This is a genomic window from Streptococcus sp. ELY_137, from assembly GCF_058314515.1.
The window spans coordinates 90,529-109,829 of sequence record NZ_JBZFUL010000005.1; the positions used below are offsets into that span (position 1 = coordinate 90,529).

Sequence of the window (19,301 nt, forward strand, 5' to 3'; positions counted from 1 at the left end):
TGGCCTTATAGTCAATAAAGGTCAAATTCTATGATGTTATTATAACACTCATGACTTAGAAATCAAGTAAAAAGATTATAATTTTAGCAGAGGAAGAGTGAGAGTGCTAATTTTATAAAAATGAATAAAATACAGTTTATTCTTGACAAAAACGCAAAATATTATAGAATTATTGTATAAAAATACAAAAGAGGTAACCATGGCAAAATCATTTTTAAAAGAAATAGACTTCACAAAACAGGAACTGCTAGATTTAATTACCCAGTCTGCTAAGTTTAAGCAGCTCAAAAAGGATAAGGTTCCTCATAACTATCTAGAAGGACAAAATATTGCTCTCATTTTTGAAAAGACTTCTACTAGAACACGTTCAGCCTTTACAGTGGCAGGACAAGATTTGGGAATGAACATTACCTATCTAGGTGCTGGTGAAATCCAGCTGGGTAAAAAAGAATCAATTATTGATACAGCCAGAGTTCTCGGTTCTATGTTCGATGGCATCGAATATCGCGGATTCAGGCAGGAAGATATTGAGACCTTAGCCGTCCATGCCAACGTTCCAGTTTGGAACGGTTTGACAGACACCTGGCATCCTACCCAGATGATAGCGGACTTTTTGACTCTGACGGAGCACTTTGGCAGCCTTGATGGTTTGAGTATCGCCTACCTAGGAGATGGCCGCAATAATATGGCTAATTCCCTTCTGGTAACATCAGCCATTCTCGGTGTCAACTGTACCATTATTGCCCCCAAAGACTTACAGCCTAGTAAGGCTATCATTGATTTAGCACACCTGCACAATACAGGTGCTGTATTAAAAGTGACGGATGATGTGACAGACGTAAAAGGGGTCGATATGATTTATACGGATGTCTGGGTGTCCATGGGAGAAGAAGTCGATTTTAAGGACAGAATTGACTTGCTCCTGCCTTATCAGGTCAACAAAGAGCTGCTTGATTTGGCTGATAATCCTGATCTGATTGTTATGCACTGCTTGCCAGCTTTCCACGATACCAATACCGATATTGGTTATAGCATTTACGAGCAGTACGGTTATAGTGAATTAGAGATTACCGATGAAGTCTTCCAAAAGTACAGCTCGGTTATCTTCCAAGAGGCGGAAAATCGTATGCATGCTATCAAAGCAATTCTTTACCAATCCTACCAAGAGAATTAATAATGTAAAAATCACAGTGATTTCCGGCTTTTCATCTATCTCAATCTTTTACTTTATGGTAAAATAGGGATAGTTAAAAACATTATGATGCAAGAGTTCCTGAAATTCATACGATATTTTGCGGATTTGTATCTTAGTTAAGGAGAATCTACATGGAATCACATTTGGTGAGAATTATTGATCGTCTGAATTTGATGACGACAGATGGAGGCAACTTAAAGAGGAATTTTGAACGTGACGGCCTCGTTGTTGCAGAAGTTTCTTTTGCTAACGACCCCGAAAATGGCCCTGTTTTCACATTGCGTGATATTAAGGCGCGTGAAACCTACACCTTTGACAGCATTGACTTGATTGCTATGGAAATCTATGATCTGCTCTACTAATTAAAAACAAAATAGAAATTAAAAAGATAATTGAATTGATCTTCAGGAGTTGGATTTAAAATCTAACACCTCGGAGGTCTTTTTCTTATCTTTAAACTAGCCTTGCCTGCTGTTCAAATCCAAAAGCAGGGGCCTGTGTGTCCAGGATAAAATTTTTCGGCACCTATAATCTCTTATAATAGCTCTGTGCAGTGATCAGTTGGAAGCTCCGCGTTTCGGTTTTTAGTTCCCTATTTTATTAAGTCTGCTGGACTATTAAGGGAGTAAAATGGAGTCAACTTTACTGATCCCTAATCCTAGTTTTGCTGTGAATCTCTCACTCTACTAGCCAATATAGGCTTTCGATAGTCCGAATAATCTTTAATTCCTTTTTAATAGGGAGAACTAATTTTATAAACAGATATTGTATTATTATTCATTTTATGATAGAATTGGTTATAAAATTATTGATAAGCAGCTAAAATTTAAAACATATCTAGCTGGCCTTTAAGAATGGCTCAAAGCCGTATAATAGGAGTAAATCTGTGAATTTTGATTTTTCGTTTTTACCCAAATATTGGGGTTACTTTAACTATGGCGTGATTGTCACCATCATGATTTCTATCTGTGTCGTTTTATTTGGAACCATCTTGGGTGTTCTGGTGGCCCTTGCCAAACGCTCGCACATCAAGTTACTGAACTGGCTGGTTAGCTTTTATGTCTGGGTCTTTCGTGGAACACCTATGGTTGTTCAAATCATGATTGCCTTTCTTTGGATGGACTTTAAAAATGCACCGTCAATTGGTTTTGGTACGGTTGAGTTAGACTTTTCCCGCTTGATTCCAGGTATTATTATTCTGTCTTTAAATAGCGGTGCCTATATTTCAGAAATCGTTCGTGCTGGGATTGAAGCAGTTCCTAAAGGTCAGACCGAAGCGGCTTATTCGCTGGGAATTAAGCCAGCCAAGGCAATGCGTTACGTGGTGTTGCCTCAGGCTTTTAAAAATATCCTGCCTGCCTTGGGAAATGAATTTATCACCATTATTAAAGACAGTTCACTCTTGCAGACTATTGGTATCATGGAATTGTGGAACGGCGCCCAAACGGTCTTAGCGACAACCTATATTCCACTGGAACCCCTCTTGTTCGCTGCTTTCTACTATTTGGTGCTGACAACTATTTTGACAGCTGGACAAAAGTCACTTGAAAACCGTCTTGGGAAAGGACAAAAATAATGACAGATACATTGATTAGTATTAAAAATCTGCATAAATATTTTGGCAATAACGAAGTTCTCAAAGGAATAGATTTAGAAATTAAAAAAGGAGAAGTTGTTGCCATCATCGGTCCGTCGGGATCAGGGAAATCTACTTTCCTGCGTGCCATGAACCTGCTGGAAGTGCCGACTAAAGGAACGATCAGCTTTGAAGGTGTTGATATTACAGATAAAAGGAACGACGTTTTCAAGATGCGTGAGAAAATGGGAATGGTGTTCCAACAATTTAACCTCTTTCCTAATATGAATGTACTGGAAAATATTACTTTAGCACCAACGAAAATCAAAGGACAGTCTCGACCTCAGGCAGAAGAAAAAGCCTATGAATTACTGGACAAGGTTGGACTGAAAGATAAGGCCAAAGCCAATCCAACATCGTTATCAGGAGGTCAGCAGCAGCGGATTGCAATTGCACGCGGTTTAGCCATGGATCCAGATGTTCTCCTCTTTGATGAACCCACATCAGCTCTCGATCCCGAAATGGTTGGGGAAGTGCTCGCTGTTATCCAAGACTTGGCTAAGTCCGGTATGACCATGGTTATCGTCACCCACGAAATGGGATTTGCCAAAGAAGTCGCAGATCGTGTTATCTTTATGGATGGCGGTGTCATCGTAGAAGAAGGGAGTCCGCAGCAGGTTTTTGATCAAACAAAGGAAGAGCGGACCAAGGACTTCTTAGGTAAAGTCTTATGAGAGTTTAGTAAGTAGGAGAATAGAGAAGGACTCAATTTCCCTCGTCTTTCTATTTTACCGCTGGGATAAACAGAAAAAAGGCAAGTTCTTATAACGCGTTTGTATAAAGAGGCTGAGAATTTTTATCTTGGCTTTTTTTAATTGTATTAGTTACACAGCTGGTCGATGCTAGGCAAGTTTTCTTATCATATTTTGATTGTGACTTCTTTTTCTGAGGATTCATTATCAATGGAAAAAACGTATTATGCTCAATTTATAGTTGAAAAGTATTTTACAGTTTAAATCTGGAATAAGAACTGTTAAGAGCACCCTATTATAACCATTCTAATCTATTGAAAACAGGCGAATTTACAGCTTTTCTGTGCTATAATAAGGACAAATAAAACTAGTATTTATATTGGTTATTAAAGCACTCCAAAGACTCTGTGAAGCCGTTGTCTAAAAATTAGAAAGCTGCGATAATGGGAAAGGAAGAAATGATTACTGAGCAATTAGAGATTCTGGTTACCTTGCTTTCCTTTGGGTCTTTCATTGATGCCTTGCTTTGCGAGCTTAATTTCCAACTTCTGATCAGCTACTGGATAAGTAGAGCGGTTTTGCGACACGATATTTGGTTAGTTGATTTAACTAACCAAATGGTGTTAGCAAGAGGGGAGCCTATTAACCCTAGTACTTGGTCTTTGTTATCTGCGGAGCGCTTAGATAATAAGCTTCTGCCATAGCTTAATAAAAGGAGAACAAAACTGTGATTTTGCAAGAAGCTAAACTTAATATTCCTTACCAAATCATCAGTATTGACTTGCCTAAGGATAGTTTACGTCACCTATCTAATTTGGGACTCAAGGTTGGTACTCAGTTGGAACTGATCTCTAGGACTAAAAGCAGCGCTATTGTACTTTTAAAAGCTAACCGTCTAGCCTTTGATGCTTCAATTCTGAGTTGCATTGACGTAGCTGAAGTCCATGAGGACACCAGCATCTTGCCCTTATCAGAATTACAGGTTGGTGAGTCCGCTTATATTGCTAATATTTTTGCGCTTAATGAGGCCAAACGGCGCTTGATGGACATGGGGTTAACCAAGCATACAAAAGTTCATCTTCGAAAGGTAGCTCCTCTGGGGGATCCTATCGAACTTACTGTACGGGGTTACGAACTTACTCTTAGAAAATCAGAAGCTCAAATGATCAGTGTCGTTAGAATTAAAAATTAGAATGGCGGTGAGATGATGATAGAAGTAGCTTTAATTGGCAATCCTAATAGCGGTAAAACCAGCCTTTTCAACCTACTGACAGGAACTAGCCAGCGCGTTGGTAATTGGCCAGGGGTAACAGTTGAGCGAAAGAGCGGCCAAGTAAAACAGTTGCGGCAGGTTGCTGTTCAGGATTTGCCTGGAATTTATTCCATGTCTCCTTACAGTCCAGAAGAGAAAGTGGCGCGTGATTACCTCTTGAGCAACCAGCCCGATGCTATTCTAGATGTTGTTGATGCGACTAATTTGGAGCGCAACCTTTATTTAACGACTCAATTGATTGAAACTGGTATTCCTGTCACTATTGCCCTTAATATGAGTGATATTCTTAAGGGACAGAAGAAAACTATAGATCTGGAAAAACTGTCCTACCAGTTGGGAGTCCCTGTCATTGCGACCAGTGCCTTGAAGAATACGGGCGTGGATAAGGCTATTAAAAAAGCTTGTCAAACGACCAAAAGCACAGTTGAAACTGTGCAATACCCTACTTACGATGACAAGTTTGAAGCGGCTCTCGCTCAAATTGTGGACGTTTTAGGTCAGACGGTACCGGAGATGTCCAACCGATTTTATGCCATAAAGCTTTTTGAACGTGATCAGTTGGTTCAAGATGAACTTGATCTGTCTCCTTTTCAAAGGAAAGAAATCGATGAAATTATCAGGATCACAGAGGAAATCTTTACCGAAGATTCTGAGTCTCTGGTCGTCAATCAGCGCTATGCCTTTATTGAAAAAGTTAGCCAGATGGCCCAGAGTCAAAAGGATGATTTCAAGCTCTCTTTATCAGATAAAGTTGATAAGGTTATTACCAACCGAATTTTGGCCTTGCCGATTTTTGCTGCAGTGATGTTTTCGGTTTATTACCTATCTATCCAAACGGTAGGAACCATGGGGACTGACTGGGTCAATGATGTCCTTTTTGGTCAGTATGTCCCTGATGCTGTGGCAGCTATCTTACAAGATTTAAAAGTGGCTGATTGGCTTCAGTCGCTGATTATTGATGGCATTGTTGCCGGTATCGGAACGGTCTTAGGATTTTTACCGCAAATTTTTGTCCTCTTTGTTTGTTTAGGGATTTTAGAGGACATTGGTTATATGAGTCGAATCGCCTTTGTCATGGATCGCATTTTTAGACGATTTGGACTATCCGGTAAATCTTTTATTCCTATGCTAATTTCGACTGGCTGTGGCGTGCCGGGGATTATGGCGAGCCGAACCATTGAAAATGAACGGGATCGTCGTATTACCATCATGACAGCAACCTTTATGCCCTGTTCTGCTAAATTATCCATTATAGCCTTGATTGCTGGAGCCTTTTTCCCGCACAATCCTTGGATTGCACCGAGTGCCTACTTTATGGGGATGGTGGCCATTATTCTATCGGGAATAGCTCTCAAAAAAACCAGTGTTCTGGGAGGCTATACCAGTCCCTTTATTATGGAGTTGCCAAGTTATCACCTGCCCAAGGTCAATGCTGTTTTGCGCTATGCTTTAGGAAAAGCAAAGAGCTTTGTCAAACGAGCTGGGACCATTATTTTTAGCCTGACAGTCTTAATTTGGTTTATGTCTTCCTATAATTTTGCCCTTCAGGCAGTCGAAACTGAGAATAGTATCTTGGCCGGCCTCGGTCGCTTATTGGCTTGGATTTTTACACCGTTGGGCTTTGGCAACTGGCGGGCGACTGTTGCAGCGATCACAGGACTGGCGGCCAAAGAAACGGTTGTCGCAACCTTTGGAATTCTCTATCACAATCCTGATGCTACAGAGACCAGTCACGCTCTGTGGACTAGTTTACGGGGAGACTACACAGCATTGGCAGCCTACTCTTTCTTAACTTTTAATCTCCTGTGTGCTCCTTGCTTTGCCGCTATTGGTGCTATCAAGCGGGAGATGGGCAATCTCAAATGGACCCTACTGGCTATAGGCTTTCAAACAGGATTAGCCTACTTGGTCAGCCTAATTATGTATCAGTTTGGCTTGGTTCTGCTATATGGAAAAGCGGTGACTTCCTGGACAGTCATAGCAGCTGTGCTTCTCGCTTTTATGAGTTACTTCATTCTAAGAAAACCGCGTCAAGTCAAGGAGACTGTTATCACCTTGGAATCTTTGCCGTTGGCACAAGAACAATAATCGAGGAGGTATTAAGATGTCAACAATTATCATTGCCAGTTTAATTGTCCTAGCAATGCTAGGCGGTATTAGGCACTATATCAAACAAAAAGGTTCCTGTGGTGATTGTGATTGTGCCTGTCCGATCAAGGATGAGATGCATAAAGTTGCTAAGACTAATCACCATTTATCTTAATTGAATAAGATAGGAGTACTGAAATAAGGCGTAGTTTACCTAGGCCTTTTTTGGTATAATAAAGAAAAGTACTTATTGATAGTAGGGAGAGAACAATGTCAGGAAAATTAATTGATGGTAGAGCCCTAGCTCAGAAAAAGCAAGCTGAGTTAGCCGATAAAGTTGTTCAGTTTAAGTCGGAACATGGCTTTGTGCCAGGCCTAGTTGTGATTCTTGTAGGGGATGATCCAGCTAGTCAAGTTTATGTACGTAATAAAGAACGGGCAGCTCTGGCAGCGGGATTTAGAAGTGAAACCCTTCGTTTGTCTGATGCCACTAGTGAGGAAGAGTTGCTCGAGTTAATCGCTAAATATAATCAAGATCCAGCTTATCACGGGATTCTGGTTCAGCTGCCCTTGCCCCATCATATCAATGATAAACGTGTGATTTTAGCTATTGACCCTCACAAGGATGTCGACGGGTTTCACCCTATGAATACAGGCCATTTATGGTCAGGTCGACCGTTGATGGTGCCTTGTACACCTGCTGGTATCATGGAAATGCTGCGCGAGTATGAAGTAGACCTAGAGGGTAAGACGGCAGTCATCGTCGGGCGTTCTAATATTGTTGGTAAACCTATGGCTCAGCTCCTCTTGGGTAAAAATGCTACAGTAACCCTTACTCATTCGCGAACCCGTCATTTGGCGGATGTTTGCAAACAGGCAGATATTTTGATTGTAGCTATAGGTCAGGGCCAATTTGTAACCAAGGATTTTGTCAAGGAAGGAGCAGTAGTTATTGATGTCGGGATGAATCGTGATGACGATGGTAAGCTCATCGGTGATGTGAAATTTGACGAAGTTGTAGAGCTAGCTAGCCTCATTACTCCCGTTCCAGGGGGTGTTGGTCCCATGACCATTACTATGCTTCTCGAACAAACTTATCAAGCAGCGCTAAGAAGTGTGACACTATGATTATTGATGACATATTAGCAAGGAAAATAATACAGCCCCGTCCCCTTAAGAGTCATAAGGGGACTTTTGGCCGTGTCCTCCTTATCGGCGGCCTCTACCCTTATGGCGGGGCTATCATAATGGCAGCCCTAGCAACTGTCAAGAGCGGAGCAGGTTTAGTCACAGTTGCAACTGATCAGACCAATATTTCTGCTTTACATGCCCATTTACCAGAAACTATGGCTTTTAATGTGACAGACAGAAAACGATTGACTCAACAAATTCAAGCTGCAGACCTTGTTTTAATAGGTCCAGGACTGGGTGATAGTGAGGCAGGCAAAGCAGCCTTAAGTGCTGTTCAAGCTGTTGCCCGCGCAAATCAGGTATTAGTAGTAGATGGTTCAGCGATCGATTTATTGGCCGAACAAAGTCCGATTAGTTGGCCTATCGGTAAGCTAATCCTAACGCCTCATCAAAAGGAATGGGAACGATTGTCTGGTATCAGTATTTCGGAGCAAACAGTGGAGAATACACAGGCGGCCCTTACTCAATTTCCGCCAGCGACTATTCTCGTTGCAAAATCACACCAAACCAAGATTTTTGATCAAAAGGGGCATCTAGGCGAATTGCGCGTGGGCGGTCCCTATCAGGCAACTGGGGGTATGGGAGATACCTTAGCCGGCATGATTGCAGGTCTTGCTGCTCAGTTTAGAGACAATCTATTTGAGACTGTTGCAACTGCGGTTTATCTTCACTCAGCGATCGCAGATGATCTCTCTAAGGATAATTATGTCGTTCTCCCTACCGCCATCAGCAGGGAGCTGCCCAAGTGGATGAAAGAGATGAGTGGCAAGAAGCCCATTTAAAACTCCTTTTGATGCTAATAAGGTGACCATATTGCCATCAAGACCATTTCCACCATATAAGCCAGACTAAGAAAGGGGACAAATGCTAGAGGTCCCTTTTTCTTTTGGAGAAGAAGTGCAAAAATAGCTAAAAGACTGCCCATCTGGATGATCCAAAGCAAGTTTCGTAAGTCTAAACTAATAGCTAAAAGAGCAAGATAGTAACAGTCACCGGTACCTATTCCCAAGGGAATTAACTGGCAGATAATTCCCATTAATATAAAAAAGCCAAAAAGCAAATTTCCGTGATAAAAAAATAGTAAGATTAAACCAGCTAACAGCACAATAATTAGGGGATAACTTTGATTGCGAATGTCGTAGAGACTTAGGGTTAGACTGGTGAAGACCAAAAAGATTTGCGACCAATCCAATTCGCCCTGCCAGCCCAGCCAAAAAATCAGAGCACAGTTAACTTCCAGCAAGCTGTATGTTAAAGGGAGGCTTTGACCGCAGAACCGGCAGCGAAAGCGATTGATAAGTTGTGAGAAAATAGGAATCAGATCCCTAATAGGCAAGGTTTGGCCGCAATAATTACAATGACTGCGCGGTTTTATAATAGATTCTTCTGGGAACCGATCGACAATTAAACCGATAAAAGAACCTAGACTGGCACCCAAGGCCATAATCAATATACTCTCCATACCTATCTATCCGAAAAAAGTTCAAATAGTTGCACTTAGCTGTGAAAAAACCTATAATAAAGGTGTTACCAGATAAGAATCATTCTAAATAAGGTTTCTAAAATAGGTAACTATTCGTTATTTAAGCAGTTTTACAACTGCCTAGCCTTTATTCTGAGGAGGAGTTATATATGGCAAATTCTGTTGAAACTATTTATGAAAGCCTAACTGAAAATATAGACCCACAAGCAGCTGACTCGCGCGCTAAAACAAAAGCTGTTCTCAATCAAGCGGTAGCTGACTTATCTAAAGCAGTTTCTATTGTTCACCAGGTTCATTGGTATATGCGCGGAGCAGGATTTTTATATCTGCATCCTAAGATGGATGAACTTATGGATACCCTCAATGCAAGTTTGGATGAAATCAGTGAGCGCTTGATTACACTTGGCGGATCTCCCTATTCAACGCTGAGAGAATTTGATCAGCAATCAAAACTCATTGAAGAAAAGGGTACTTGGTCCAAATCTATGTCGGAACACCTAGTGCGCTTAGTAGAGGTTTATACCTATTTAGATAAGCTCTATCAAGTTGGTCTGGATGTTACCGATGAAGAAGGTGACAATCCATCGAATGATATTTTTACAGCAGCCCAAGCAGATGCTGAGAAGACCATCTGGATGCTGCAGGCTGAACTAGGTCACGCACCAGAGCTGTGAGCTAGAAACTAGATTAATATGTCCAAGGTTGGGTCGTCCCAACCTTATTTTTGTCTATTGAGCAAGTCCCAAGGGCTGGAGGGGTCTTTGTCAAATGGATAGTGAAATGATTAAAAACAGACTAAGGTTTGTACTGAATTTTGAGCGACATAAGTGATCTTTCATTAGGCTGAAAAATTCCCAAAGCTTGTCATAGCAGTCTTGAAAGCGGTCGCTTTTTTTGTTACAATCATTGTTATGAAAACTTTATACGATGTTCAGCAGCTGCTCAAACGCTTTGGTATAATCGTTTATTTGGGTAAGCGTCTGTATGATATTGAGATGATGAAAATTGAACTGGAAGGCCTCTATCAGGGCGGTCTTCTAGAAAAAGAGGATTATCTAAAAGCTGAGTTGATCTTGCGGCGGGAACATCGCTTGGAAAAAGAAAGACTAGAAAAGGCAGGACATACGAATGGCTAAAAAATTGCTGGGAATTGACCTAGGTGGGACAACAATTAAGTTTGGTATTCTGACAACTGAAGGTGACATTCAGGAAAAGTGGGCAATTGAGACTAATATTTTGGAAGATGGGAAGCACATTGTCCCTGACATTGTAGAATCACTCAAGCATCGATTGAATCTCTATGGTCTGACGAGCGAGGATTTCATTGGCATTGGCATGGGATCGCCAGGGGCTGTTGACCGTGATAAGAAAACTGTCACGGGAGCTTTTAATCTTAATTGGGCTGACAAACAAGAAGTTGGTTCAGTCATCGAAAAAGAAACCGGCATTCCTTTTGCCATTGACAACGATGCTAATGTAGCTGCCTTAGGAGAGGCTTGGACTGGTGCTGGCGGCAATCAGCCGGACGTTATCCTTGTGACTTTGGGAACTGGTGTTGGCGGCGGTATTATCGCTGATGGTAATCTGATTCACGGTGTTGCTGGTGCTGGTGGTGAAATTGGTCACATTAATGTTGAACCTCAAACGGGCTTTGAGTGCACTTGCGGCAACCGAGGCTGTCTTGAAACTGTAGCATCAGCTACGGGCGTAGTACGCCTAGCTCGCCAGCTGGCTGAAGCTTATGAAGGTGACTCCAATATAAAAGCAGCTATTGATAATGGTGATGATGTTACCAGCAAGGATATCTTCACTGCAGCTGCGGCTGGGGATAAGTTTTCGGATGCAGTTGTTGAGAAAGTTGCTTTCTACCTTGGATTAGCAGCAGCTAACTTAGGAAACACTCTTAACCCAGATTCTGTTGTACTTGGTGGCGGTGTGTCTGCTTCTGGAGAATTTCTGCGCAGCCGTGTAGAAAAATATTTCTTGCAGTTTGCCTTTCCAGCCGTTAAAATGTCTACTAAAATTAAAATCGCTGAACTGGGCAACGATGCCGGCATTATCGGAGCGGCAAGTTTAGCTCGTCAATTTGCCTAATTTAAATAGAAATTAATCTTAAATAGCTCGCAGGGTAGAGCTATTTTATCATCTAGCTAGCCACTACTTTTCTTGCAGTTTTGCCTAAGCACGGAGATTTTTGACCAAATTATTTCAATTAAAAATTTTCGCTAAGGCGAATCAGCCCTTTGTACCTTATAAAAAAGGAGTATTTGTTTTATGTCGCAAACGACTATCAACTGGATTTTCACTGCTATTATTTTACTGGCCTTCATAGGTTGGTCCGCTTGGCGCTACCTGCGAATTCGTCGTGCTGCTAAGTTCATCGGCAACAGCGAATTTCAAGGACTTATGCATGGCGGCCAAATTATTGATCTACGCAGTTCATCAGCTTTTCAAACGAAACATATTCTAGGAGCTCGCAATTTCCAGATTGAGCAATTTAAAGAATCACTATCAGCCCTGCGTAAGGATAAGCCTGTCTTACTTTACGATAATATGCGCAGTCAGGCTATTGCCCGTGCTGTGCCCATACTCAAAAAGGCTGGCTACAAGGAAATCTACGTCTTAGAAAGTGGCTTTGAAAATTGGGATGGTAAGACTAAGTAAGAATCTGAAACACCTAGTAAGTTTTTCAGATTTATACCTTGTCAGAAATTAACGACTATGATATTATAATTAGGTGGCCGCTGTAGTTAAATGGTATAATAGAGCAATAAGTTAATTATTTATGCTTAACAGGTGTTCCTTAAGTATTTGAATATAGAATCTGATTTAAGCACCAATTTGAGCACCAAATTATTTGGCATGTGTCAGCATATTATGAATATAATATAAGGAATATCAGATGAGCTTGGTATTCTTTTCTTGTATTTATTGTAAATAGTGTCAGTTATTTGAGGTGGACTGCCATTTGAATTAAAAAAGGAATCAAATAGTATGACAGATCAGGAACTAGAAGATTTAATCCTGACAAAACTTGAGAAAAGAAAGATTGACTTTGGTAATCCTGATGATGTTTCGGAATTTTTTGATGAAGAATTTCCGGAGTATGAGGTGAGCAATGGTTGATGATATGCAGCGTTATGATATTTTGATTGCTCGGATACCTTTTGATGATGGGACAGGTTCAAAAGTTCGTCCTGGTATGCTTGTTAAATTTAATGATGAAACCTTAAAGGTTTTAAAGGTGACGTCTCAATTTGATAGGAAGTCAGCTGATATTCAAGATAAATATTTTGAGATTATTGATTGGTTTAAAGCTGGTTTGAAAAGACCATTTTGGATTGATACAGTCAGGTATTATGAAGTTGATAATGGCTATAATTTTGCTATTTTAGGACATTTAACTGATAGAGATATTGAACGCTTTAAGGCCTTTATATTGGAAAGATTGGGCTAAGGAGGTATTTATATGAAAAAAATATTTGGATTAGTGATGTTAGCGGTGGCAGCAGTAGTCTTGGTAGCCTGTTCAGGTGGTGAGGATCATACTAAGCCTGCTAAATCACATGCTATTAGTATGGATGGTGTTTATCATGAGTTTGGTAAAGCCTCAAACAGAGATTCAACTTTTTTAACAAAGAGTGATGATTTTGCAGTAGTGGTTGATGGTGATACCTTAACTTTCAATGAAGGAGATCATCAGTATTCTATTGATAAAAAGAATCATACTATTACGGGTAATAATGAAACGTTGTCTTATTCTTATAAGGACGATGTATTAACTATTGATGGGGACACTTATGTTAAAGAAGGTACTAATAAATATGATGAAATAAAGGCAGAAGCGGATAAAAATTAAGCGGCTAGATAGTTTCTAGTCGCTTTTTTAATGAATTATTTAATATTGATGTATTTTTACTTCTTCTGTGTGTCGGCATCTTGGATAATTTGAACAAGCTCTGAAGGCTTGGCCAAATTTATCCTTTTTGTTTATCATTACGCCTTTCCAACAGTGATTACATTTTTCTAAAATATTATCGTGTAATTCTAAATTGAAAAGGTATTCTGAATAGAATTCTGGTACTAACTGTTGAATTAGGACGAATAGGCCACGTCTATCAATAAAAGTGATATCGGGGTAATCTTCTTTCTTCACATTTCCAGTAAAGAAAGAAGTGGTAATAAACATTTTCTTTCCCTTAAGAGGTGTTCCATTTAGTTTTCTTACTTCTGCATCACCGACTAGTTTTGGAAAATAGTTAGTGATGGAGTAATTTTTACATTGAATAAGAAGCTTCTCTCCATCTTTATCTGTGACAATAACATCAACTCCTTTGTCGTTTATAGGAGTTGTTTCTGCTTGGTAGCCAGCTAGTCTGTATAGAGAACAGATGAAGTATTCGAGGCGTTTTCCAGTAGAATGCGGATTATCAAGATGTTGATTGGGGTCTAGTAAAAAATTTTCAAATATATATTGATCATCCTGATAATCTTTATTGGGCCTAAAATTTTTAAGGCGTAAAGAATCAATGGTTAGATTTTTTTGAAATGGGATGATTTTTGAGAACCCTAATGATTCTTTTTGTGCTTTTGGAGTATCGGTATTACTTTGTGATTGTTTTTGATCATATTGTAAATTCTTAATTTGTCGTTTTAGTTGGAAGTTAGTTTGTTGATAGTGTTCTACATTTTCTAGTAGTTGCTTTTCTTTTTCTTTAAATATAGTGAAGATTATTGCAAAAGTAACGAAAGTGGTAAGTAATACTGTAAAAATAATCATCTTGTTTTTCCTTTCTTGTTATTATTAAAGAGTTTTCTGGCTTCTTCTTTCACTAAGTTTTCAAACTTATTAGGTATAAAGGCATTTTTCATATAGTCGATATAGTTAAAGCTTTCGTCAATGGGATATTCTGTATTAATTAAGTTTAGAAAATCAATGATTCGGTTTTCTTCAGCTTCTTTTTCAATATGGTGAGAAAAAGTTTTGCTTTGGCTGAGAACATTTTGGGTATCTTGATTAAGGAGATGAGCCTTTTCGTGGAGTAAGACATTAATTTTTTCAATGTTGGATAAACTTTCATCTATCAAAATAAAAAGATTGTCAAAAGCGCTGAGGTGCCTGCCTTTTGCTTTTCGCAAGGGACAGAAGATAACAGTAGCACCAAGTTTTTCAACGCTTTTGACAATCTCTGATAGATTCATGTTATTTATTTTTCTGATTTTGGAAGTAGTTTCTGAGGACGTCTTTAATAATTTCACGGTCTTCATCGGATAGAGGCTCGCCTTCATAACCGACGGACGTTTCAATAGCACGATCCAGTTCTTTTTCTAGTTCTTCACCTTCTGGTATATCATGTCTGAGATTTGAATTGCCAAGAAGGTAGTCGGTTGAGACATTGAAGTAATTAGAGAGTATTTCTAGGGTTTTTCTACTAGGCTTAGATACAGAATTTTCCCATCTTGAATAACTTTGTTGTTTTATCTGTAATTTTTCAGCTATTTCCTTTTGGGTTAAGCCAGCTTCTAAACGTAGGGCTTTTAGGCGTTCTGGGAACATATTTTATCCTTTAAAAATTTTTTTAAATTTTTTCCAAAAAAACTATTGACAGTACAACAAAACTGATGTATTATATAAACAACAACAGAAATGTTGTAAAAAATCTAATTCATCAAATCAGAAAGTCTTGTAAAGTATAGAGTTTGAAAAAGTGCTGATGAGATGAATGATATAGATTTTCTTAGTTCTTTGAAAATTAAATAAAAAGCGTGTAGACACTCCTGTTGGCAGGACTGAATAACACACTAATTTAACTTAGACACTTAGATTATACGTTATTTTGGTTGAAATGTCAAAGTGGGGTTGACTATGTGCTGGGCTTTGTCTAGTGTGCCTGCTTGGATGAAACACTAGGAAGTGCTGGCCTTGGTAGGTCGGAGGCAGGACTAGAGTAACGCAGAGTGAGATGTATTCTTTAGAAATGCGGGCGCTAGGTAGAGTATCTACTGAAAAGAGTGTGCGAGGATAAGAGCATGCAATAAGCAAATAAATGAAGTAAAAGATGTGTAGTCAACTACATATTTGGTAAGTTAAGTATTATGTGAAATTGATAGGTGTATGATGGTGCATATCTTAAGCGGGATAATTTGAAATTATTCAGATTGTCCTTTTTTTGTTTGTGATAATTGAATAGGAAAATGGTCTACCTAACAAGTGTTAGGGGACTTGTAAGAGAGATTAAATTAACAGGATTTAATCTTTCTTATAAGTTTAGTATTAAAGAGAACAGTAGTTTTTATGGTTTGTAATTATATTATGATAGAATGGAGGAAAATTTATGATAGAAGGTTATTCAATTATGGATTGGGTTACGTTAGGCGGTATTGTAACAGTTATAGGTTCGGTTGTGACTGTCATTATTAGAAATGATAGAGATACTGCCATGTTCAAAGATAAGATGGCTGATTTATCTAAAGAGCATGAAAAAATGTCAGTTGAGTTATCAAAGATGGAAGATAGATTGAATGGTAATAATCGTGATTCATTTGGTCGTTTAAAAGAAAAAGTTGTTGATGAACGCCAAAAAACTACGATTGAGACTAGAGCTATCAAATCTGATACTAAAGAGATTAAGGATACAATGTTGGAAGAAAAATGGGCTCGTGCAAGTTTATATGATAATACTTCTAAAGCTCAAGAAATCTTAGATACATTGGATCTTATTCGAGAGGTTGTTGATAGGAATTATGAATTGTCTGTTCGGAATAAAAATTTAGCTGCTAAAACTATCAGTTTAAATGATGAAATTGCTGATTTAAAATCTCAAAATCAAAAGATTATGATGGAACAAAAAATGGCAGATCAAAAGCATAATAATTCTAAACAGTTGTTTGGTTCTATTAAAAGTTTTGAGAATCGTTTGGCTGAATTTGAGATGTATGGGGAGTCAGAAGAAATTCGAGGTGCCTTAAAGAAAATTAGGGATGAATTATCTGGTTATGTTGATTAATGTGCAAGCGATATTGTACATTTTTTGTTTTGAAAGGAAGTGGTGAAAATTGAAATTAAAGTGGTAAAGAAGAGTATGTATGTTGATGATCCAAAGGTGACAGTATATCCAAGTTTTTATGGCTTAGAAGTTATACCCGAAGCTAATGAAAAATTAGCTATTATGCCCTTGTATCCATTTACAACTGATTTGAGCAAGCGTAGTAAAAAAGCATTGGAAGAATTTATTGATCAGTACGAGTATGAGTTATCATTGTTTTATCAGGGTAAAGGGCAGTATGCTAGTAAATCGATCATGGTTTCGCTTTTTGGCTTTGATACGGAATTGAAGGAGAAAGTAAAAAATCGTTGGTTTAAAAAGGGAGTCATCTTAAATTAAGATGGCTTTTTTGATGAAAGGAATGGTGTTATGAATCGTGAAGAATATTTAGAAATGGGAAAATATCGGACATTGGAATTGGGAAAAGAGACAATTTCAAGGTTGCGTGAACCCATTTTGCAGGAGTTGTTAGCAGGAGAAAAAATATCAGATGTGCAATCGGGTTATTTGAAAGGCTTATCTGATATTGAAGATGTTATTTTAAGTGAGATGGAGAAGTTAGAGTATGAGTAGTGCGCAAAATTATAAGTCATTGGTAAAGACTTTGCAGGGAGTTGTATTATTACGTAGTTATGTATTTGAGAAGTTTGTATTGACTTTTGGTGAATTATCTGATGATCGTTTTAATGATTACGTTGATGAGCTTCGTATTTTATTTGAATTGGAAGATGAAATTATTGAGGATTTAGTAAGATTGGATGGTGATGGTGTTTGTGATTCATGAAGTTAAATTGTCTGATGAATATTGGGGAGATGTTTTGAATGGCTGTAAAACTTTTGAGCTTAGGAAAAATGATAGGAACTATCAAGTAGGAGATTATCTTTGGTTGAGAAGGGTAGATGATTCATTAGAGAGATGTTTAGTTGAGATTATTTATAAGCTAGAACATTATGTTGGTCTTGAAGAAGGTTATTGTATATTGGGGATTAAATTGGTATGAAGGTGATTAAGGAGTTTATGATGTTAATATTTTTTGTTGGTGATGAAAGGAAAATAAAATGCAAAAGAAGGTTAAGTTTCGATTTTATTTTGATTTGACTAATCGTGATATGTTTTGGGCGATAAATGTAGGGATGTGGGCTTTTGGTTTACATTATCTTATTTTTGATGATGTTGTATATGCTTTGGGTTTTGGGATGTTCTTTGCTTTTGTATATTGTTTGATAGTTGGTTGGAAGTTTGAGAAGTATTTGCTTGAATCATCGGATGCAGCAGTATCTAATGATAGGTCTTCAGAATTGATTCCTTCTTTTGGTGTTCATTTAGTGGTTAGATTTACAGATGGACGTATTTGGGAGAAAGATATTTTAGAAGAAAATAAAGAGGTATTGGAGGAAAAGTTTAAATCTATTGTTGGTGAGTCATTTAGTTTTATGGTAAGAGATCAAGATTCTTTTGTTGTTATTAATGGTCAGGATATTAGTTGTGTTAGTGTTAGTCGTATTTTAAGGAGGAAACTTTGAATAGTGAGTTTTAAAGAATAGGTATGGAAAGAAGGAGTAGGAGGCGTTGGTATGCTGACTTTTTTAGTATGCTTCTTTTTGATGTTTATTTTGGTAGGAATTCGGGAGATTGGCTGTTTAGCTTGCATTGGGAGTCTTATTTTTTGGAGTGTAATAATTGTTTTGCTGGTAATTATGTTGGTTTAGGAGTGGATATGAATGTTGAAAATATAAAGCAGTGGTGGAATAGGTGGAAGCTGTTAATGGCTTTAAAAGGGACTAAAGATAATTTTGTTTCGGTGTTTTTTCTTGAAAATGAAGTTGTTTTTGTGGTTTCTAGGAAAGCATACAATGAGTTTTTTAGAGTGTCATTACCTGATTATGAGTTGGCTTTGATGGAGAATATGGTTGATGATGGGGAATTTATTGTTTTTGGAGGAAGGGTGACTAGTTCAGTTGTTGATTATATTTTAGGAAATTATAAAAAGTGGGGAAGTATAGAATGTTGGTCTGAGTAAGGTGATACTTTTAGTATTTTAATACTTAGTTTTTGAGGTGAGATATATGATATTGGTGAGAGCACCTGTTTAGAAGGAAATATAGTTATGGAAAATAGAGGAAGTAGATTTTATCAAAGGGTGATGAAACAGGAAGCTAAAAAGCGAGAAAGACAGAGTGGGTCTGTTGTTCTTGATGTTATTGGTATTTTTGTTATAGTTTTGTTTCTTTTTTGTTTTTTTGGCTTTAACTTAATTGCAGACTTTTTTGAATTAGTACTAAAAATGCTTGAGGCTGGTTAGTTGTTTTTTGAAGATAATGTGAGACCTGGACAAGTCTTTAAACTGTCTTTTTTTATTTAACAAAAAGAAATGAGGTAATTATTTATGGAACCAAAGAGTTTAAAGATGAATCCTGATTTTATCGGGACAGTGTGGTATGAAAAGTTGGGAACGGCTCCTCGCCGTGTGTTTGGTGAAGCTGGACAGTATCAGCGACATGTTGTAAGCAATGAAAAACATGGATTGTTTCATGTCATTACGCCTGCTTCTAGTCAGGTTTTTGAAGAAGATAGTCAGGTTCGATTGGTGAACCCTATTTTTTACCCAGATTATGCAGTGAATGGTCGTAATGTGGCGCCAGCATTGAATGTGTTTGCGGAAAAATTGGAAGTTGTTAAGTAAGGAAGGTGATAAA

30 protein-coding genes are annotated in these 19,301 nt (G+C 38.3%); 26 read left to right on the forward strand and 4 right to left on the reverse strand.

Annotated features, from left to right (window positions below):
• The first annotated feature begins 199 nt into the window (after positions 1-199).
• The 10 genes from argF to AC4HAO_RS05440 all read left to right on the forward strand — a co-directional run bounded on the left by argF (position 200) and on the right by AC4HAO_RS05440 (position 8,857).
• The gene (argF, locus tag AC4HAO_RS05395; protein ID WP_491134802.1) at positions 200-1,174 is read left to right on the forward strand and encodes an ornithine carbamoyltransferase; all 975 of its coding nucleotides are present in this window, start codon (positions 200-202) and stop codon (positions 1,172-1,174) included.
• A 152-nt stretch (positions 1,175-1,326) separates the two neighbouring features.
• Complete coding sequence (locus AC4HAO_RS05400) at positions 1,327-1,557, forward strand: DUF1797 family protein (protein ID WP_447451565.1); 231 nt, start codon at positions 1,327-1,329, stop codon at positions 1,555-1,557.
• Positions 1,558-2,081: 524 nt separating this feature from the next.
• The gene (locus AC4HAO_RS05405) at positions 2,082-2,771 is read left to right on the forward strand and encodes an amino acid ABC transporter permease (RefSeq protein WP_447451564.1); all 690 of its coding nucleotides are present in this window, start codon (positions 2,082-2,084) and stop codon (positions 2,769-2,771) included.
• The gene (locus AC4HAO_RS05410; protein WP_447451563.1) at positions 2,771-3,505 is read left to right on the forward strand and encodes an amino acid ABC transporter ATP-binding protein; all 735 of its coding nucleotides are present in this window, start codon (positions 2,771-2,773) and stop codon (positions 3,503-3,505) included. Before AC4HAO_RS05405 ends, AC4HAO_RS05410 begins: the two co-directional genes overlap by 1 nt.
• A 461-nt stretch (positions 3,506-3,966) precedes the next feature.
• Positions 3,967-4,227 (forward strand): hypothetical protein, encoded by a 261-nt coding sequence (locus AC4HAO_RS05415; protein WP_491092559.1) that lies wholly within the window; start codon positions 3,967-3,969, stop codon positions 4,225-4,227.
• A 23-nt stretch (positions 4,228-4,250) separates the two neighbouring features.
• Positions 4,251-4,715, forward strand: a complete 465-nt coding sequence (locus tag AC4HAO_RS05420; RefSeq protein WP_491092557.1) for a ferrous iron transport protein A — start codon at positions 4,251-4,253, stop codon at positions 4,713-4,715.
• Between the two features lie 15 nt (positions 4,716-4,730).
• Complete coding sequence (gene feoB / locus AC4HAO_RS05425; protein WP_491134861.1) at positions 4,731-6,884, forward strand: ferrous iron transport protein B; 2,154 nt, start codon at positions 4,731-4,733, stop codon at positions 6,882-6,884.
• Positions 6,885-6,900: 16 nt separating this feature from the next.
• Positions 6,901-7,059 carry a FeoB-associated Cys-rich membrane protein gene (locus AC4HAO_RS05430; protein ID WP_491092556.1) on the forward strand — a complete coding sequence of 53 codons (159 nt, stop codon included), beginning with the start codon at positions 6,901-6,903 and terminating at the stop codon, positions 7,057-7,059.
• Positions 7,060-7,154: 95 nt separating this feature from the next.
• Positions 7,155-8,012, forward strand: coding sequence for a bifunctional methylenetetrahydrofolate dehydrogenase/methenyltetrahydrofolate cyclohydrolase (locus AC4HAO_RS05435; protein WP_491134803.1), 858 nt, complete (start codon positions 7,155-7,157; stop codon positions 8,010-8,012).
• Entirely contained in the window at positions 8,009-8,857 is an 849-nt protein-coding gene (locus AC4HAO_RS05440) for an NAD(P)H-hydrate dehydratase (RefSeq protein ID WP_491092554.1), read from the forward strand. The genes AC4HAO_RS05435 and AC4HAO_RS05440 overlap by 4 nt, the downstream gene beginning before the upstream one ends.
• A 14-nt stretch (positions 8,858-8,871) precedes the next feature.
• Here AC4HAO_RS05440 and AC4HAO_RS05445 read toward each other — a convergent pair whose 3' ends face one another.
• Positions 8,872-9,537 (reverse strand): prepilin peptidase, encoded by a 666-nt coding sequence (locus AC4HAO_RS05445; RefSeq protein WP_491092552.1) that lies wholly within the window; start codon positions 9,535-9,537, stop codon positions 8,872-8,874.
• Between the two features lie 170 nt (positions 9,538-9,707).
• Between AC4HAO_RS05445 and AC4HAO_RS05450 the strand changes: the two genes are divergently transcribed.
• The 7 genes from AC4HAO_RS05450 to AC4HAO_RS05480 all read left to right on the forward strand — a co-directional run bounded on the left by AC4HAO_RS05450 (position 9,708) and on the right by AC4HAO_RS05480 (position 13,417).
• Positions 9,708-10,232 (forward strand): Dps family protein, encoded by a 525-nt coding sequence (locus tag AC4HAO_RS05450; protein WP_491134804.1) that lies wholly within the window; start codon positions 9,708-9,710, stop codon positions 10,230-10,232.
• Positions 10,233-10,469: 237 nt separating this feature from the next.
• Positions 10,470-10,694 carry a YqgQ family protein gene (locus tag AC4HAO_RS05455; protein ID WP_447451556.1) on the forward strand — a complete coding sequence of 75 codons (225 nt, stop codon included), beginning with the start codon at positions 10,470-10,472 and terminating at the stop codon, positions 10,692-10,694.
• Positions 10,687-11,652: an ROK family glucokinase gene (locus tag AC4HAO_RS05460; protein WP_491134805.1), complete on the forward strand. Its 966-nt coding sequence runs from the start codon at positions 10,687-10,689 to the stop codon at positions 11,650-11,652. The genes AC4HAO_RS05455 and AC4HAO_RS05460 overlap by 8 nt, the downstream gene beginning before the upstream one ends.
• 180 nt (positions 11,653-11,832) lie before the next feature.
• The gene (locus AC4HAO_RS05465; RefSeq protein WP_447451554.1) at positions 11,833-12,222 is read left to right on the forward strand and encodes a rhodanese-like domain-containing protein; all 390 of its coding nucleotides are present in this window, start codon (positions 11,833-11,835) and stop codon (positions 12,220-12,222) included.
• A gap of 330 nt (positions 12,223-12,552) precedes the next feature.
• Positions 12,553-12,684 (forward strand): hypothetical protein, encoded by a 132-nt coding sequence (locus tag AC4HAO_RS05470; RefSeq protein ID WP_491134806.1) that lies wholly within the window; start codon positions 12,553-12,555, stop codon positions 12,682-12,684.
• On the forward strand, positions 12,677-13,015 hold the full coding sequence (locus AC4HAO_RS05475) for a hypothetical protein (protein WP_491134807.1): 339 nt from the start codon (positions 12,677-12,679) through the stop codon (positions 13,013-13,015). Before AC4HAO_RS05470 ends, AC4HAO_RS05475 begins: the two co-directional genes overlap by 8 nt.
• 12 nt (positions 13,016-13,027) lie before the next feature.
• On the forward strand, positions 13,028-13,417 hold the full coding sequence (locus AC4HAO_RS05480) for a hypothetical protein (protein ID WP_491134808.1): 390 nt from the start codon (positions 13,028-13,030) through the stop codon (positions 13,415-13,417).
• A gap of 39 nt (positions 13,418-13,456) precedes the next feature.
• Here AC4HAO_RS05480 and AC4HAO_RS05485 read toward each other — a convergent pair whose 3' ends face one another.
• From AC4HAO_RS05485 to AC4HAO_RS05495, 3 genes are read right to left on the reverse strand one after another with little or no spacing between them, the layout of a single operon-like run.
• Positions 13,457-14,338, reverse strand: a complete 882-nt coding sequence (locus AC4HAO_RS05485) for a restriction endonuclease (protein WP_491134809.1) — start codon at positions 14,336-14,338, stop codon at positions 13,457-13,459.
• Positions 14,335-14,760 (reverse strand): ImmA/IrrE family metallo-endopeptidase, encoded by a 426-nt coding sequence (locus tag AC4HAO_RS05490; protein WP_491134810.1) that lies wholly within the window; start codon positions 14,758-14,760, stop codon positions 14,335-14,337. The genes AC4HAO_RS05485 and AC4HAO_RS05490 overlap by 4 nt, the downstream gene beginning before the upstream one ends.
• A 1-nt stretch (position 14,761) precedes the next feature.
• Positions 14,762-15,115, reverse strand: a complete 354-nt coding sequence (locus tag AC4HAO_RS05495) for a helix-turn-helix domain-containing protein (protein ID WP_491134811.1) — start codon at positions 15,113-15,115, stop codon at positions 14,762-14,764.
• Between the two features lie 778 nt (positions 15,116-15,893).
• On the opposite strand from AC4HAO_RS05495, the gene AC4HAO_RS05500 reads away from it, so the two are divergent.
• The 9 genes from AC4HAO_RS05500 (at position 15,894) to AC4HAO_RS05540 (ending at position 19,288) form a co-directional block, all read left to right on the forward strand.
• Positions 15,894-16,565, forward strand: a complete 672-nt coding sequence (locus AC4HAO_RS05500) for a hypothetical protein (RefSeq protein WP_491134812.1) — start codon at positions 15,894-15,896, stop codon at positions 16,563-16,565.
• Between the two features lie 42 nt (positions 16,566-16,607).
• Positions 16,608-16,943 carry a hypothetical protein gene (locus AC4HAO_RS05505; protein WP_491134813.1) on the forward strand — a complete coding sequence of 112 codons (336 nt, stop codon included), beginning with the start codon at positions 16,608-16,610 and terminating at the stop codon, positions 16,941-16,943.
• A gap of 30 nt (positions 16,944-16,973) precedes the next feature.
• Positions 16,974-17,177, forward strand: coding sequence for a hypothetical protein (locus AC4HAO_RS05510; RefSeq protein ID WP_491134814.1), 204 nt, complete (start codon positions 16,974-16,976; stop codon positions 17,175-17,177).
• Entirely contained in the window at positions 17,170-17,388 is a 219-nt protein-coding gene (locus tag AC4HAO_RS05515; RefSeq protein WP_491134815.1) for a hypothetical protein, read from the forward strand. The genes AC4HAO_RS05510 and AC4HAO_RS05515 overlap by 8 nt, the downstream gene beginning before the upstream one ends.
• Positions 17,378-17,605, forward strand: a complete 228-nt coding sequence (locus tag AC4HAO_RS05520; RefSeq protein WP_491134816.1) for a DUF3850 domain-containing protein — start codon at positions 17,378-17,380, stop codon at positions 17,603-17,605. Before AC4HAO_RS05515 ends, AC4HAO_RS05520 begins: the two co-directional genes overlap by 11 nt.
• 58 nt (positions 17,606-17,663) lie before the next feature.
• A complete protein-coding gene (locus tag AC4HAO_RS05525) occupies positions 17,664-18,128 on the forward strand; it encodes a hypothetical protein (protein ID WP_491134817.1) in 465 nt (154 codons plus the stop codon).
• A gap of 23 nt (positions 18,129-18,151) precedes the next feature.
• Entirely contained in the window at positions 18,152-18,625 is a 474-nt protein-coding gene (locus tag AC4HAO_RS05530; RefSeq protein WP_491134818.1) for a hypothetical protein, read from the forward strand.
• An 87-nt stretch (positions 18,626-18,712) separates the two neighbouring features.
• A complete protein-coding gene (locus tag AC4HAO_RS05535; protein WP_491134819.1) occupies positions 18,713-18,907 on the forward strand; it encodes a hypothetical protein in 195 nt (64 codons plus the stop codon).
• 84 nt (positions 18,908-18,991) lie between these two features.
• Positions 18,992-19,288, forward strand: coding sequence for a cytoplasmic protein (locus tag AC4HAO_RS05540; protein WP_491134820.1), 297 nt, complete (start codon positions 18,992-18,994; stop codon positions 19,286-19,288).
• Positions 19,289-19,301 lie beyond the last annotated feature (13 nt).